This is a genomic window from Thalassospira lucentensis, from assembly GCF_001613805.1.
GTDB lineage: Bacteria > Pseudomonadota > Alphaproteobacteria > Rhodospirillales > Thalassospiraceae > Thalassospira > Thalassospira lucentensis_A.
In genome coordinates this window covers 75,128-90,074 of the sequence record NZ_LPVY01000002.1, presented here as the reverse complement: position 1 = coordinate 90,074, position 14,947 = coordinate 75,128, and the positions used below count along the sequence as shown (strand labels likewise).

The 14,947-nt window shown below is 50.9% G+C and carries 12 protein-coding genes and 1 tRNA gene; 9 read left to right on the top strand and 4 right to left on the bottom strand.

Going from position 1 to position 14,947, the window contains the following annotated elements:
• The first annotated feature begins 49 nt into the window (after nt 1–49).
• Nucleotides 50–126, top strand: a tRNA-Ile gene (locus AUP42_RS00795).
• Nucleotides 127–882: 756 nt separating this feature from the next.
• Complete coding sequence (locus AUP42_RS21325; RefSeq protein ID WP_156484547.1) at nt 883–1,020, top strand: hypothetical protein; 138 nt, start codon at nt 883–885, stop codon at nt 1,018–1,020.
• A gap of 343 nt (nt 1,021–1,363) precedes the next feature.
• Here AUP42_RS21325 and AUP42_RS00790 read toward each other — a convergent pair whose 3' ends face one another.
• The 3 genes from AUP42_RS00790 to AUP42_RS21155 all read right to left on the bottom strand — a co-directional run bounded on the left by AUP42_RS00790 (nt 1,364) and on the right by AUP42_RS21155 (nt 4,025).
• Complete coding sequence (locus AUP42_RS00790; protein WP_062947966.1) at nt 1,364–2,566, bottom strand: MFS transporter; 1,203 nt, start codon at nt 2,564–2,566, stop codon at nt 1,364–1,366.
• 222 nt (nt 2,567–2,788) lie between these two features.
• The gene (locus AUP42_RS00785) at nt 2,789–3,688 is read right to left on the bottom strand and encodes a LysR family transcriptional regulator (RefSeq protein ID WP_062947964.1); all 900 of its coding nucleotides are present in this window, start codon (nt 3,686–3,688) and stop codon (nt 2,789–2,791) included.
• Between the two features lie 208 nt (nt 3,689–3,896).
• The gene (locus AUP42_RS21155) at nt 3,897–4,025 is read right to left on the bottom strand and encodes a catalase (protein WP_269451385.1); all 129 of its coding nucleotides are present in this window, start codon (nt 4,023–4,025) and stop codon (nt 3,897–3,899) included.
• 326 nt (nt 4,026–4,351) lie between these two features.
• Here AUP42_RS21155 and AUP42_RS00780 point away from each other — a divergent pair, with 326 nt between their 5' ends.
• Nucleotides 4,352–5,230 (top strand): helix-turn-helix domain-containing protein, encoded by an 879-nt coding sequence (locus tag AUP42_RS00780; protein WP_062947962.1) that lies wholly within the window; start codon nt 4,352–4,354, stop codon nt 5,228–5,230.
• Between the two features lie 19 nt (nt 5,231–5,249).
• Here the strand turns inward: AUP42_RS00780 and AUP42_RS00775 are convergent, their stop codons facing one another.
• Nucleotides 5,250–6,155, bottom strand: a complete 906-nt coding sequence (locus AUP42_RS00775) for a helix-turn-helix domain-containing protein (protein ID WP_082824633.1) — start codon at nt 6,153–6,155, stop codon at nt 5,250–5,252.
• 563 nt (nt 6,156–6,718) lie between these two features.
• On the opposite strand from AUP42_RS00775, the gene AUP42_RS00770 reads away from it, so the two are divergent.
• The 6 genes from AUP42_RS00770 (at nt 6,719) to AUP42_RS00740 (ending at nt 14,943) form a co-directional block, all read left to right on the top strand.
• Nucleotides 6,719–9,214 (top strand): ATP-binding protein, encoded by a 2,496-nt coding sequence (locus AUP42_RS00770; protein WP_062947960.1) that lies wholly within the window; start codon nt 6,719–6,721, stop codon nt 9,212–9,214.
• Between the two features lie 89 nt (nt 9,215–9,303).
• The gene (locus AUP42_RS00765; protein WP_197468229.1) at nt 9,304–9,861 is read left to right on the top strand and encodes a helix-turn-helix domain-containing protein; all 558 of its coding nucleotides are present in this window, start codon (nt 9,304–9,306) and stop codon (nt 9,859–9,861) included.
• Nucleotides 9,858–10,769, top strand: coding sequence for an alpha/beta hydrolase (locus AUP42_RS00760; protein ID WP_082824631.1), 912 nt, complete (start codon nt 9,858–9,860; stop codon nt 10,767–10,769). The genes AUP42_RS00765 and AUP42_RS00760 overlap by 4 nt, the downstream gene beginning before the upstream one ends.
• 135 nt (nt 10,770–10,904) lie before the next feature.
• Entirely contained in the window at nt 10,905–11,741 is an 837-nt protein-coding gene (locus tag AUP42_RS00755; RefSeq protein ID WP_062947954.1) for an alpha/beta fold hydrolase, read from the top strand.
• A gap of 482 nt (nt 11,742–12,223) precedes the next feature.
• A complete protein-coding gene (locus AUP42_RS00745; RefSeq protein WP_062947950.1) occupies nt 12,224–12,910 on the top strand; it encodes a hydrolase in 687 nt (228 codons plus the stop codon).
• A gap of 164 nt (nt 12,911–13,074) precedes the next feature.
• Complete coding sequence (locus AUP42_RS00740; protein ID WP_062947946.1) at nt 13,075–14,943, top strand: amidohydrolase; 1,869 nt, start codon at nt 13,075–13,077, stop codon at nt 14,941–14,943.
• The last annotated feature ends 4 nt before the right edge of the window (nt 14,944–14,947 follow it).

Sequence of the window (14,947 nt, the reverse complement as noted above, 5' to 3'; positions counted from 1 at the left end):
TTTCGGGACCGCGCCAGACAATTGGCGCGGTCTTTTCTATTCCCCTTTGGGGCCCGTAGCTCAATTGGTTAGAGCCGACCGCTCATAACGGTCTGGTTGGGGGTTCAAGTCCCTCCGGGCCTACCACTCATGCGGTTAACTTGTTGATATTAAACGGTTAATTAGTGATTGTGTCCCGCGATTTTTAACGTCGTGGGACACATTTCCCCTAAAATGCCTACCATATCGTTCGTAAAAGTTCTTGATTTGTTCTTTTGTTTGTGGCATAAGAGAAAAGTCAACGGGAGAAATGCACCCGGACCGAAACCCGCAAGGCCTTGTGCCTCGCGGGTTTTTGCGTTTGGGGCCGGATCAAGGAGGTGATCAGGATGCAGCGGCAAAGACGCGGATATCGACACGGGCAGGGCGGTGGATGGCGGAGCCATTATGGCGGCATTCTGCCCGAAGATTAGGACTGGGGGACCAACCCGATCATTTATCATGACGGGAGAGGTGCGTCTTGTTGGAGAGGGAGCATTAAATTTGCCGGGAGCGGCAGGAATGGCAGGAGGGGGCAGCATTGAGATATGGCCCGTCAACGGTCGAAAGGTGGGAGCCCGTGCGCCCGGAGTTTGTCCGGGCCTCGGCGGTTACCGGGAAGTGCCGCCATTGCCGAAAGTGACCAGAGCACGCCGTGAGGCCGAAGGCCGTCTGCTGGGAGGGCTGGCGAAGGCCCTGGGTTTGTCTGGACCTCGGTGGTTACCGGGAAGTGCCGCCATTGCCAAACGTGACCGGAGTGGGGCCGAAGGCTGTCTGTTGCGAGGATGGCTAATGCCCGAGGTTTATCCGGGCTTCGTTGGTTGCAGGAAATGCCGACATGGACGGAGGTGACCGGAGCAGGTCATGAGACGGAAGGCAGCCGATCTGCGCTCCGTTGGCGAGGATGCCGAAGCCCCTGGTTCGTCGGGACTTCCCGGATTGCGGGAAATCCGGTTTTGGCTGATGTGCTCAGACGAGCGCGGTCTGCTGGTTCTGATTTGAGCGCACCGCTGATGCGCGCTTCAGCTTTCCCGGACATCGTCCGCCTTTTTCTTTGAAGGTTAATTTTATATTTGAATTGAAACACTGTTCATCGATTCGGCTAAGTCGCAGATACAAAATGCTCGATCGCTCCTCTTCTCCCCCCGCACGCAATGAGCTCAACGCATCGATTGCAGAGTTGTCATAATTCGAGGGGGAGCGCTTGCATCTGTAATGACCAATTAAGATTCGTGTTACCGGAGAGGAGTGCGCTTGTTTTCGGAGTGCTCGCGAAACATAAACCGTCTGCTTCGAAAATCGCTGCCCGTTGAAGCGCCCGCCGTCCGGTAACAGGAAACTTGTGCTACCTTTGTTTGCTAGTCCTAATTTTCAAGGCGCGAATTTGTGCAGCCAAGGCAAGAAGTGCCAATACTGTTCCGAGTGCTGAGACACCAATCCATCCGCCGACATTCCACGCGGTCGTTGCCATTGCCGCCCCAGTGGCGCCGCCGAGAAACATACTGCCCATGAAAATAGTATTCAGGCGGGCACGGGCTTCTGGTTTTAGAGCGTAAATGATGTGCTGGTTAGATACCAAAGCACTCTGCACACCAAAATCAAGGAGCAAGACACCGGCTATCAAGCCCGGAATTGTTGGCCAAACCCCAAAAACAATCCAAGAAAATAGTGTCACGATTGTTCCGGTAATAACAATACTGTGCGGGCCTTTGGCGTCGGCGATCCGACCGGCAATCGGGGCCGCCAGTATTCCTGCCAAACCAACAATCCCAAACAAACCGGCTTCGGCAGGCCCCATGTTATAGGCCGGTTGTTCAAGTAGAAGAGCAAGAACTGTCCAAAAGGCAGAAAAGGCAGCAAACAGAATTGCCTGAGTGATCGCCGCCCAGCGTAGTTCAGCGAAATCCATCCAGAGATTGGTTAAGGATTTCAGTAGTTGCAGATAGCGTAATTTCGTATCTGGTTTGCTATGGGGAAGGGTCAAAGCCATCGTCATGGCGCCAATAATCGCAAGTGGTGCAGCAAGCCAAAACATTTCGCGCCAGCCAGACATATCTGCGATGAAGCCAGCAAGTGATCTGCTCAAGAGAATGCCACCGAGTATCCCGGCTAGAACTGTGCCTACAACCGCTCCTCTTTTTTCAGAAGGGGCCAAATGTACAGCAAAGGGGACAATTTGCTGAGCAACTGTTGCACTGGCACCGACCAGTACAGAGGCGATTACCAAGATGAAGACACTTGGTGCCATTGCCGTAATAGCAAGTGCGATGGCCAGCAAGAAAAATTGAATAACAATCAGGCGGCGTCTTTCAATGATGTCGCCCAACGGCACCAGCAAAAACAAACCAAGCGCATACCCCAGCAGGGTAACGGTCGGGATTAAGCCTGCGACCCCTGATCCGGGAAAGTCACTGGCCATTAATCCAAGCATTGGTTGATTGTAGTAGATGTTTGCAACTGCGAGCCCGGCTACTACAGCCATAACCAAAGTCATAGGTTTTGAGAGCCCTCGTGCGACGAGATCTGTATTTGCGGTGATATTTTCCATTTTTGATGTCTTTGTTCACTTGTTGAGAGGTAACCGGCTGTTTCGTCGCAAAAGCGGAGATAGCGATGATGCTGTCATCGTGCGAGCAGAGGCCTTTTAGAGATAATCGGAGATGCAGAAACGTACAGCCAGTTTGGCTGTTTGAGGCACTCTAGATCTCAAGCCGGCTAAAGGGCAGACGGCTCGTGCTCATAGTTGTCATTCCGCCGAGGAATATTCTTGTTATGAGTTTTGTTGGATGTTGGTCAGGCAGTGTTCAACGAAGGTTGCGAAAGTTCTGGCCTTGGCGCTCATTTGGCGACCACTGCTTGAGACAATCCAAAGGTCTATGGCTGGAAGTGACCAGTCGGTCAGTACCGGAATGACAGCTTTGGCCGCAAGCTCGGGCGCGAACATCCATTCAGACGCAATGGCAAGCCCCATCCCTGCAAGAACACCTTCGCGCACCCCTTCAGCAGCGCTAACGTGTAGGCGTCCGCCAAGAGTTACCGATGTTGCTGTGTTTCCCTTTTGGAAGGCCCAGTTTGTGCCACCTTCACCCTGCTCGTAGATAATTGCTTGGTGCATTATCAGATCTCTTGGGGTCTTAGGTGTGCCAAAGTTCGCAAAATAGCCAGGCGTACCTACTACCAATCGAGCGCTTTCGCCAATCTTCCGGGCGGTAAGTGAAGAGTCGGAAAGTCGCCCCATACGTAAAGCTAAATCGATGCCTTGCTCGACAAGATCAATATTGCGGTCGTCAAGGACAACATCGATGTTCAAGGAGGAATTTTCTTCTAAAAAACTGGGTAGTTTTGGAATGACATGCATTCGAGCGAAAGTCACAGGGGCACAAACCCTCAGTCGACCGCTAAGGCCAGTGCCAGCTTGTCTGGCAGTATGCTCGGCATCTTCTGCTTCGGCCAATGACCGTTTTGCGCCTTCGTAGAATTTCCATCCTGCTTCTGTAGGTGTCAATCCTAGTGTAGAGCGTAACAACAAGCGCACGCCCAGTCTGTCCTCAAGTTGTGCAACCGTCTTTGATACGGCAGGTTGCCCAACGCGCAGCAGCTTTGCAGCGTTGGAAAAAGACCCGGCATCGACAACGCGTACAAAAGTTTCCATTGCGGCGAGGCGGTTCATTGGTATCCCCTTTCGGAGCGAATATTGTCAGTTGAAGTTCTTTATTCAAAGAATGTATCCCGCGAGCAAACAACCGGTTTTTTTCTTTGCTCGAAGTACAAATATGTCATTCCCGCCCAATTTTTTTTAACACCGAAGATTTCTCTGTCGTTCTGCTGGATAAATGCAGTGCGTTGACATTCTCAGGAGTATCCTGGGCCAAGCCATCTCACCGTTCGAGGATTACTTCCCTGTCAAAATGCGTAAGCTTCTCGATTAGCCAGATGTCCTGCAATAAAGCTGGTCCTTGGCAGCCGACCGTCTGAATGTTGAGATTGTCTGCAACGGGAGGGAGCATCATTCACATGCGTGAGATTATTGCCCTTCATAGTCGTCACCTGTTCTTTGCTGAATTGCCATCGGCGGAGAGTGACGAAAGAATGATTTGTCGGCATTCTCAACGCGAGTTAAGTTATGAAAATTATTGCAAATTTATCTTGATCGGTTCGTTAGACGGATTTGGCTGTTGTTTTTCAGTGTAGCCAATATTTCCAGAAGGTTATTTTTTGTTAGTTACGCACTCGAAGTATTACAATTCGGGACTATACGTGCGTACGTTTTGAGCTTGCTTTGCCCATATCGTAAATAATTTACTTTTCCCTCAAAAGGCCACTGCAGTTCATCATGCCCGAAAGTTTGTTGAAACAGGTTTCACGTCTTGATTTACCTTTCATGTCAATTGAGCGGTGTTCTTGCACAGAAAGCATTCAAGTCACGGAGAGGTCTGAAAATGCCGATGCATTTTTGATCCAGGTACACTTGATCGGAATAGACAGCTATCGGGTTTCGAGCTCGGGTCAGGAAATTTTCAGCGGTTGTCTACCTGAGGCCACTATTTCAATCCGTGATATGCGCAGGAACTGGGTCGAGGTCATCGAGCCTCCCTTTGACCGAATTTCAATTCGGTTGAACTTTGATGAATTGAGGTTATTCGCAGTCCAGCTTGGGCGCCCTGAATTTATCTCTCTTTGCTGTATGGAAAAAGCCCAGGATATGTCGCTCAACGGTCTTGTCTCGGCTCTGATGCCGGCGATTTCATTGCAGCAGCAAACAAGCGCTGTTTTCCTTGAGCAAATGGCAATGGCGATGCTGATCCATATTACAGTTAACTATGGCCGTCTGTACTTTCCGCCTCATCGCAAAGGTGCCCTGTCCGCACAGAACGAGGCACGGGCGGTAGAGATATTGAAGACGCATGTGGTCGGAGAAGTGCCTCTTGTTGAGCTTGCAAAAGCGTGCGGATTTTCCCGAAGTTATTTCGGCAAAGCATTCAAGAACACTTTCGGAAAATCGTCCCATCGCTGGTTGTCCGAGTATCGTTTGGCGAAGGCCAGTGAGCTATTGAAAACTGATATGGCAATTTCCCAAATCGCACATGAGTGTGGTTTTAGTGACCAAAGTCATCTGACACGTTCTTTTACGGAGATTGTAGGAGAAACGCCCGGGGCTTGGCGCCGTCTGTTTCGTGCATCTGCGCTTGGGAAACCCGAAATGGGTCAATGAGGGAATTGGAGAATTTGTTCTACGAGCGGACTATTTTACGCCAGTGAGCCGGGGCAATTCCAACCGCTTTGGAGAAGGTTCGTGTAAAATGACTTTGATCAGTGAAGCCGCAAGACAGTGCAATGATTGAAAGAGAGAAGGACGTCGAAAGCATAAGGTCCTTTGCTTTTTCAATCCGGCGCAGCATCAACCATCGGTAAGGAGCCATACCTGTCGACAATTTGAAGGCTCGTGCGAAATAGGATGAAGACAAGCCACATGCACGTGCCAGTTCCGAAATTGTGATATTCCCATCAAGGCGGCTCTCGAGCATCTCCTTTGCTTGTATAAGCTGTCTGGCTGCAAGCCCCCCTGAATGAAGCGGAGTAACTTCCGAAGCGTTTCCATAGCTCACCACCAGATGCGAGCAAAGTGCTGCACCCACATGGTCGATAAACAACATGCTGGCCTGAGAGGGGGCTGAGAATGCGGGCACCAATGCACCCACCAATCCGCGAATTACTTGATCATCAACATTGGCCCCAGGCGCAATGCTCAACGTTTCAACGTATCTTGTTCCATGATCTTCTTCCAGCGCGGTGAGTGCTTCACGGGGAATATGAAAATTGATGCAATCAAAGTCGGAGCGCATGTTCGCCTGCCAAACCCGATTGTAATCATAAAATGAAAACTGTCCCTGCCTGAGAATAGGCATCGTCACGGGTTTATCGTCCACCCAGAGATCGCCCCGATAGTCACGCATCTGGAAGGCGATCATGAAAGCGTCTTCGGGAAGATGTTGATCTACAAGCCCATGATTGGGGGTGTCGCGGATTAACCTTGTCGCTGAAATACCGGTTTTGTTGAGTACAGACGTTCTGACAGTTTGCCCGCCATCAACACGCAGAAAGTCCATTGTTTCATTACTGTATTTGGAAGAGCCCATAGCTCCCATCCTCAAATGGTCACCACTGGCCTGAGTAAGCCGATGGCCGTTGTGCTGAAAATTTAATTTGGCTGAAATGGGTGCAGTTGCGAACAGTTTACAATTGAATTGTTAAAAAAAAGAGCCCTGCATACAAGAGTGATTCTCGAGTTGTGTGCATAATTGCGAGCAAGGCTTAATCAAGAATTTTCAAAGCCGCCAAACTACAATTGAAAGCCAAAAAATGACGGTTTTCCGTTTCCCACGTTTTCTTGCCGCCGAATATCTACAAACATGTTTGCGGAGTTAAAGCAGGTATTTGTCGATAGAAATCTGGGTACCTGAATGTTCTGAGGAGAAGGTACATTCTGTAACTCTGGCTAAGCCAGAGCTATCAAGCGACTGTTATTGTTGACGGTTTAGAGCCTTCGGCGGTTGTGAATGAAAACCGTTACAGTTCCATTCTTAACAAATGATCGAAGAAGATATAATTGTTCAAAGGTGGCAAGAAAATGCAAGCTGAACGGCCCCCCTCAAAAGCAGCTCTGCGGCTACTGAACTTGGTTGTGGACGGAAATACAAGCATGGAAAATGACAAGCACTACGTGCTGAGGTTTGGCGCGTTTGAGCTGGAAATGCCTCAGAAAAATCTCAGCCGGGAAGGGGTTCGGTTGAAGCTCGGAGGTCGTGCCTCCAGCCTTTTGGCTGCTCTTGTTGAAGCGGGGGGGAATCTCGTTGCGCGTGATGAATTATTGGCATGTGTCTGGCCCGGACAGGCAATCGACGACAGTGTGATACGTGTTCATTTATCTGCTTTAAGAAAAATTCTCGGCGCCTCAGAAGGTGGCGAACAGCTAATCGTTAATGAGGCTGGTCGCGGGTATCGGTTGTCATTGCCTGTAAGCCGCATCGGTTCTGTTGAAGAAGTCGTACCTGATAGTGATCAAGCTGCCGGTATCATGCTGCCAGCTCGAATTGATGCGATCATTGGTCGTGATGATACTGTTACGTCGCTTGCGGAACAGTTGATCAGTCGACGTTTCATTACTGTTGCTGGCCCTGGCGGAATTGGCAAAACGACGGTTGGTATTGCAACAGGGCGTGTTGCATCGCAGAAAGCGGGTGCGACAGCATTTTTCGTTGATTTTTCACCAATTGGTAGCGGTGGGCTTGTTCCTCCTACTGTCGCTGCTACGATTGGGCTGACTGCGGCAACTTCAAATCTGGTCAATGCACTGGTTGCGGAATTCAAGGATAAGTCGATTTTGCTTCTTCTTGATAATTGCGAACACGTTCTCGAAGAAGTGGCTGCTATTGCTGAAAATCTCCTAATGTCAATTCCCGGGTTGATGATCCTTTGTACAAGCAGGGAACCTCTTGGTGCGCAGGGCGAATGGATACATCGTCTAAAGCCGCTTGAACTTCCCCCCACGGATATGAGTGTTTCTGTCGAGGAAATTGGTCGTTTCCCGGCCGTTGCACTGTTTTGCGAGCGTGCAAGATCTATCCGCCATGATTTCGTCCTTGGACCAGAAAACTTCACGGCTGTCGCCGATATTTGCAGGCGTCTTGATGGCATGCCTCTGGCGATCGAGTTTGCTGCTGCGAGGATGAACGTGATGACAGCTTCGGCAATTGCCGAAGGTCTGAAGGAACGGTTTGATCTGCTGTCTAAAGGCCGCAGAACGGCGATGTCACGCCACAAGACTTTGCGAGCAACGCTGGATTGGAGTTATGAGCTGCTAAGCATTACATCCCGGCAGGTCCTGAACAGGCTGGCGGTGTTTCGCAGTACATTTGGTGTTGCCGAAGCGCAGGCCGTTGCTGTTGGCGGAGACATAAGTGACATCGACGTATTTGAGCACCTTGTCGATCTTGTCGAAAAATCGATGCTGATCACGCAGTCCAGCAACGGGGAGATGCGCTACCGTCTGTTGGAAACAACCCGCCAATATGCGCTTGAGAAACTGATTGTTTCTGGCGAGGGTAACTCCGTTCGTCGTAAACATGCCAAACACCTGATTTCAATATTCTCGGACACCAAGGATGCATGGGAAGGCAAGGCATCCAAAGCGCATACCGATACCAGACGAGAATATATTGATGATATTCGTGCTGCGATCGACTGGGCGGTGAGCGATGATGGGGATATTACGCTCGGTCAGGAGGTTCTCGCCACGAGCTCTTCATTGTGGTTCTATGCTTCTCTGCCTAGCGAATTCATAACACATACGCGCCGTTTTCTATCGGCTATTAAATATGACGGTGGTTGTGACAGGTCTTTTGAGCTTCTTGCGGCCTATGGTCATGCCTTGTGGCACAAGGAAGGCCCTTATGATGAAATGTTAAATGCTTTTGAAAAAGCATTGATGATCGCAAGGTATCGCAACGATCATGATCTTGTTCTTCGTGCAGTCTGGGGTATCTGGGCGCAGCAGATTTTAAGTGGCCAATATGATCTTAGTCTCAGGACTGCAAACGAGTTTGTCGAGAGCCTTACGCCCGATGACGGTGTTGCGAATAGGGCAACCGGTTTGCACATGCAGGCGCTTTCGTCACACTTTTCCGGGTATCATGAAAAGGCATTAGCGCTGCTTGAACAGGTGATCGAGGCGGACAAGGCACCCGTCCGTTCAGATCATCGAAACCATGCACAGGTGGACGGAAAAATTGCCGTATTATCGTTGCTGATGCGGATCAAGTGGTTAACCGGCGCACCGGATGAAGCAATGGAGCTTGCGAAAGTCTGCGCTGAAGATGCGTTCGAACTCGATCATACTCTTTCGATCTGTTACGGGCTTGGTGTTGGATGTATCCCGGTGGCGATTGCAAACCGGCAATATGGTATTGCCCGAGAATGGATCATGGCATTAAGGGTCGAGACAAAAGCCAAAGGCCTTGATCATTGGGCTAACTTTGCCGACGGATACGAAGCAGCCATCGATGGGCACCGTGAAATGCCGGAAAGTGCCAGCAAGATGCAGCGTGAAATGTTTGAAGTCGCGCGTCGGGTCAATCATGAGAATTCTGGTCAAGTCGCTGATGTACAGTGGTTTAACTGTCTCGCTAAAGCGTCTTAACAACTCTTAACAACGCATAACTAACGCCTCTGAGGCGGTGGGCCCATTCTATCTTCATCAAACGCAAACGGCGGACAATGGAGATAGAAATGGCGCGACACGAGCAGCTTTCGGCAGAGGCTGGAGCTTTTAACTTTACTCAGTTTGTTCCCTTTCCCGTGAGTGCCTTTCATAAGGCAGATGAAGATGTTGCACGTTACTTTGATACCGACTGGCAGAACTTTGTCACACGGATGCCGGTCCCCGAAGACCGGAGCAAATCGGGCCCGGACTTACCAGCGTGGCGACTGCGAAAGATAAAGGCTTACGTCGAAGAACATCTGGAAGAGCGTATATCAACGCAATTTCTGGCTGATCTGGTCGGCCTGAGTACAGGGTACTTCTGCCCTGCTTTCAAGAACGCCATGGGTATTACACCACAGGCATATGTCATGCAGCAGCGTTTAAAACGCGCGCAGCATTTGCTGGCTTCCGCGACGGACCTTGCGCTGAATGAGATTGCATTTGCTTGCGGTTTCACTGATCAGGCCCACCTGAATAACCGGTTCAAAGCAGCTTATGGCGCTTCCCCGGGAACCTGGCGCAAGGCATTTTCCCAACCGGCGGGCCATGTGGTCTCCGCCAGCAGCGCAAGGCGGGCGTCATGACCCCAGGCAATCAGGGTTGCACTAAACCAACACAAATGATGTCAGCCAGCCAGTATCGTCAGATAGATCCGACGATCCGATCTTTTCTGGACCGAATAGAGGAAGCGGGTGTCGATCTCTATGCGCCAGATCTTGCAAAATTTGTATCTTTTGTTCCGGAAATGGATCGCTATCGGCAGCTTGAAGCGTGCAAAACCGGTTCTGTGAACTGGCGGGTTGTTCATCCGGTTGGACAGGCTGGTAAAAGTAATCCTTTCATTCTCTATCTCTGCCGTGTTCAGCAGGATGGTCTCGACGCTTGGGAAAGTCACGGTCAGTCTGCCCTGCAGATTGCCCAGGCAAGCCATTCCGGACTGGTTTTTGCTGAAATCGACCGTGGTTCGACCTCTGCAAGAGCTGTCGCAGACGTCCGCAAAATTCTCGAAATTCTGGAATTCAAAGCCGACAGCTTTGGTCTTGACCCCGAAAGCTGGGTAATGGTCGCTGATGGTGACAGCAGCCTGGTCGCTATTGAGAGCCTTGTCGGGGTGACCCGGAACGCGCTTTCACAACCGGCTGGCTTGTCCTTGTTGACCCCTGTTCTTGGGACAAAGGCAGATGATGAAATGTCTTATTGTTTGACGTGCCTGGCATCGGGCTCGTTTAACAGTGAATTCAATCCAACACTCGAACAGTTAAGACTGTTGCCCCCCACACTGATCGTTCTTGCAGGTGTTGACCCCTTCCGGTCCACGGCCGAGGCCTTTGCACAGCGTTTGGTGTTGGCGGATGTGGAAACAGTTGCTGTTTGTGTTTTTGGTGCCATCCACGATTTTTGCTGGCTGGCGCCGTTGCTGGACCTTGCTGTGACAGCAACAGCGCACGGGTTGGTAACCAACATGGTTACCACAAGTTTTGCAACGACCTGAGGCCCAGATTTCTGCGCGAAATCATCCGCTATGCCTTTCAGATTTTGAATGCCTTCGGATCACGTGTGTGGGCGCGCGTGCCATCCAGCCAACTGTGTTCGCCCAATCAGATATTTTTCAATCAGGAGAAGAGCTATGAGCCGTTCCAGCTATGTTGAAACCACCGACGGTACCCAAATTTATTTCAAGGATTGGGGCCCCAAGGATGCCCAGCCGATTGTGTTCAGTCACGGTTGGCCGCTGAATGGCGATGCCTTTGAAGATCAGATGCTGTTCCTGGCACAAAAAGGCTATCGTGTTATTGCGCATGACCGCCGTGGTCATGGCCGTTCATCCCAACCAGGTTTTGGTAATGATATGGACCATTACGCGGATGACCTTGCCGCAGTGGTCAAAGAGCTCGACCTGAAAAATGCCATTCATGTTGGGCACTCAACAGGGGGTGGTGAAGTTGCCCGCTACATTGGGCGTCATGGAACCGAACGTGTTGCAAAGGCTGTGCTTATTGGCGCTGTTACACCGATTATGGTCAAAACCGAGTGGAACCCGAATGGCGTTCCGATGGAAGTCTTTGATGGCATTCGGGCAGGTGTTCAAAAAAACCGCGCACAGCTTTTCAAGGATTTCCCGGCGGCATTTTATGGGTTCAACCGTCCGGAGATCGAAGATTCCGAAGGATTGGCCGATACCTTCTGGTTGCAGGGCATGCAGGGCAGCATTCTGGCACAGTATGAATGTATCAAGGCTTTCTCTGAAACCGACCTTCGCGAAGATCTGAAAAAAATGACAATCCCCACTTTGGTCATTCATGGGGATGATGATCAGATTGTCCCGCTTGATACAACCGGCAAAGTTGCGGCCGGATTATTGCCAAAGGGTGAACTGGTCATTATTGCGGGTGCGCCTCACGGACTGTGCGCAACGCACAAGGATGAAATCAACGAGTTGCTTCTTGGGTTTATCATTTCCTGATTGCAGCATTTTCGATGCCTGAACGGAAAGGCCAGCGCATATGCGCTGGCCTTTTTGTATTTCTGTCTATGGTGGAATTTTCTTTTTTATATCAAATGGTTAATCTGAATTTTTTTTGTATGAGTTTGTGGTTCCGCAGAGCTGACTTTCATACAACCGCTGACCCGAGACTCATACAATACCAGGACAGAGATTCAGGGCATTGTCATTTTGTCAGGAAAACAGAGAGCAAGGAGCTTCTCACCAGGCGATTTGACAGGGAACCGAAATTGAACCGAACCAAGGTGCCCTATCAAAAGCTACTGCATGAAAAATGCCCGGTGAGATGCGTTAGCAAGCTCTTGATTTTCCGCCAAATCAATCTCGGCGTGGTCGTGTCGATCATCGTGCGAGGCGCAAGAACTGTCACTCTTCGCTATGACCGAAGGTCATGTCGTTAACAAACTTTCGAATAGAAACACTTCACACAAGGAAATTCAGAAATGTCTAAAACGCAGGTTCTTACCCCTGAAAACAGCCAGATGATCTTCATCGACCAGCAGCCGCAGATGGCTTTCGGTGTGCAGTCAATTGATCGTCAGGTTCTGAAGAACAACGTTGTTGCTCTTGCCAAATCTGCAAAGATTTTTGACATCCCGACGACCATTACCACTGTCGAAACCGAAAGCTTTTCCGGTCACACCTTTGCCGAGTTGCTTGCAGTTTTCCCGGAAGCTCCGCTTCTGGAACGGACTTCGATGAACTCTTGGGACGACCAGAAAGTACGTGATGCATTAGCGGCCAATGCAGCCCAAGGGCGCAAGAAAATTGTTGTTTCAGGTCTTTGGACTGAAGTTTGCAACACCACGTTTGCTTTGAGCTGCCTGAACGATACCGACTATGAAATTTACATGGTTTCTGATGCTTCGGGCGGTACGTCGACGGAAGCTCATGAACGCGCAATGGACCGTATGGTCCAGGTTGGTGTGATCCCGATGACCTGGCAGCAGGTGATGCTTGAATGGCAGCGCGACTGGGCGCGTCGTGGCACCTATGACGCGGTTATGGATGTCGCAAAAGAACATTCTGGCGCTTACGGCATCGGCATCGATTACGCCTACACCATGGTTCACAATGCGCCAGAGCGTGTCGAACATGGCGAAACACTCGCTCCGAAGCCCGCAATCTGATTGCTCACAGCCGGGGGCTGGGCATTGAAGCCAGCACCCCGGCTATCTGCCTCCTCATTCATTTTAACATCCCGATACATAACTTCTTCCTCCCCCCCCGTTCCTGCAGACAAGGATGGTTCCCCGCCATCCTTGTCTCCCGCGGATTTGACCGGAGCCTGGTAATGACAAACACTTCATCTCCTGACATTATTTTCCATAACGCCAAAATCTCGACCCTGGATCGAAAGGTAGGTGATGTTGAAGCGATTGCGATTACCGATGGTGTCGTCTCGGCGGTTGGTCGCAATGAAGACATCATGCGTTTGGCTGACGGCAAGACAAAGGTCATAGACCTTGGTGGCAAGCGGGTTATTCCGGGGTTAAATGACAGCCATACCCACCTGATCCGTGGCGGCCTGAATTACAACATGGAACTGCGTTGGGAAAATGTGCCGTCTGTTGCTGACGCGCTGACGATGCTCAAGGATCAGGCGGATCGCACCCCGGCACCGCAATGGGTGCGCGTTGTTGGTGGTTGGTCAGAATTCCAGTTCGCCGAGCGTCGTATGCCGACCCTTGATGAAATCAATAAAGCCGCCCCGAATACCCCGGTTTTCATTTTGCATCTTTATGGACATGCGCTTCTTAACCGGGCAGCGATCAACGTGCTGGGCATCAATCGTGACACACCAAACCCGCCTGGCGGCGAAATTGAACATGACGGCAATGGTGATCCAACCGGTTTGCTGATTGCAAAACCGTCGGCGCTGATCCTTTATTCCACTCTGGCACAGGGGCCGAAATTACCGCTTGAAGACCAGATCAACTCGACCCGTCATTTCATGCGTGAAATGAACCGACTGGGCATTACCAGCGTAATTGACGCCGGTGGCGGTGGGCAAAATTATCCCGAAGATTACGATGTTATTCGCAAGTTGCATGACGAAGACCAATTGACCGTTCGTATTGCCTATAACCTGTTTGCCCAGAAGGCAGGGCAGGAATTGACCGATTACGAACACTGGATGACCATCACCAAACCCGATGCCGGTGATAGTTGGCTTAAAATGAACGGGGCGGGTGAAAACCTTGCCTGGTCGGCCGCTGACTTTGAGAATTTCCTTGAGCCGCGGCCGGATCTTGCGCCTGTGATGGAAAAGGAACTGGAGCCAGTTGTCGAGCTTCTGGCAACCAATCGCTGGCCCTTCCGTATTCACGCGACCTACGATGAAACGATCGATCGGTTCCTGGGTGTCTTCGAGCGCGTCAATGGACGCCAGCCATTTGAAACCCGTTTCATCATTGATCATGCCGAAACCATCAGTGAGCGCAATATTGATCGTATCAAGGCGCTGGGCGGTGGTATCGCGATCCAGCACCGCATGGCCTATCAGGGCGAATACTTCGTCGACCGATATGGTAGTGAGGCGGCAAAGGATACTCCGCCGATCAAAAAAATGCTCGAAGCAGGTGTGCCGGTCGGCGCGGGGACTGACGCAACACGCGTTGCGTCCTATGATCCGTGGGTTGCACTTTATTGGCTGACCACCGGGAAGACCACTGGCGGTTTGGCGCTATATGACGAAGACAAACTCGTCAGTCGCGAACAGGCCTTGCGTCTTTGGACTGAAGGATCTGCATGGTTCTCGGGCGAGCAGGAAAAGAAGGGCACACTTGCTGTTGGCAGCTATGCCGATATGGCCGTTCTCTCCGCAGATTACATGACCGTACCGGCCGAGGAAATCCGTCAAATTCATTCGCTCCTGACGGTTGTCGGCGGCAAGATCGTCTTTGCTCAGGACAAGTTCCAGGACCTGTCGCCGGCTCTGCCACCTGCAAGTCCTTCCTGGAGCCCGGTAAACTTTGAGGCCAGCCCGGCCATGCGTCAGAACGCACCGATCCATTCTCATGAACGTGCATGCCACGACGCATGTGGCAACCATTGCGGCATGCATGGTCATGATCATCAAATCGCATGGGCGCGTCCGATTCCAGCTGCGGACAAGAAAGCCTTCTGGGGTGCGCTTGGCTGCTCCTGCTTTGCGGTGTAAAATC